Source organism: Terrabacter sp. GCM10028922 (genome assembly GCF_042666095.1).
In the GTDB taxonomy this organism is placed as follows: Bacteria; Actinomycetota; Actinomycetes; order Actinomycetales; family Dermatophilaceae; genus Terrabacter.
This window is the reverse complement of the sequence record NZ_JBHTFG010000026.1, coordinates 1-1,178: the sequence shown is the minus strand read 5'-3', so window position 1 is coordinate 1,178 and position 1,178 is coordinate 1. Positions and strand designations below refer to the sequence as shown.

1 protein-coding gene is annotated in these 1,178 nt (G+C 66.0%); it reads right to left on the bottom strand.

All coding sequences use genetic code 11. The features are described from left to right. Position 1: 1 nt before the first annotated feature. The coding region (locus ACFQU3_RS19380; protein ID WP_385912793.1) for a CDP-glycerol glycerophosphotransferase family protein at positions 2-1,178 on the bottom strand (1,177 nt) is incomplete at its 5' end.

Sequence of the window (1,178 nt, the reverse complement as noted above, 5' to 3'; positions counted from 1 at the left end):
GTCAGCGCCGGTCGAGGGCCTCGATCGCCGCGGTCACCCGCGCGCAACACCCACCATCACGCATCGGGAACGTCGCCTCGATCCGCTCCTGGAACACCGGACGCGCCGCATACCCGTTCTCCGCGATGTCGACCACCGCCGCCACCGCCGCCTCGACATCCTCCACCACCGGACCGAACCCGTCCCGCGAGTACTCGAAGTACCCCGCCCGACCCACGTGCCCACCAGCCATCACCCGCTGCGCGTCGAACTGGAAGTACACCACCGGACGATCCATGTACGCCGCGTTGAACGCCATCGACGAGTAGTCCGTCACCAACACCGCCGACCGCGCGAAGTACTCCTGCACATCCGCACCATCGAACGACAACCGCAACACCGACTCCGGAAGATCCATCTTCCCCAGCACCGGCTGAATGTTCGGATGCGGCAGGAACGCCACCCGCCGACCCGTCCGCTGCGCCAACGCCGCCAGCTCCGCACTCCCCAGGAACGCCGTCCACGCCCGCGCATACTCCGTCTCGAAGAACTGCGCATCGATCACCCGACGCTGACTACCCGGCTTCAACGGCGGCACCAACCAGTTACGCCACGTCGGCGCCACCAGGATCAGGTCACACCCGTCACCACCGATCCGCTGCGCCTTCTCGTACAACCGGTCGAACCGCGGCAACCCCGTCAGGGCCACCTCCTTGTCCGTGAACACATACGGCGACCCCTCACCCGCGATCGACTCGTACTCCCCCGGCGTCGAGGTCACGAACACATCCATCTGCTTCGGGTTCAACCACCGCGACAGGTCGTCCTTGATCACCCCGTGCTGCAAGAACGTGAACTTCCACCGCGGCTCCACATGCTTGAGGATCGCCGGCGGCCGCTGCACCGGCGCATCGATGTGCGAGGACACCAGATGCGCCGCATTGATCATCAACAACTTCCACCGCAACGACCCGTGCGCCACCAACCGCGACCCGAACCCCTCAGCCCGCAACCGCTTCCAGTCCGGCGTGTCCTTCTCCAGCACGAACCACGCATTCACCTCCGGACGATGCTCACGCAACCACCGGAACAGAATCTCCCCCGAGTCGTTCGCATCATGGATCCGATCCATCAACACCCACGCCCCACCGAACTCCCGCCGCACCGGACCCCGGGAGGCGAGGATGCGCACCGGGTCG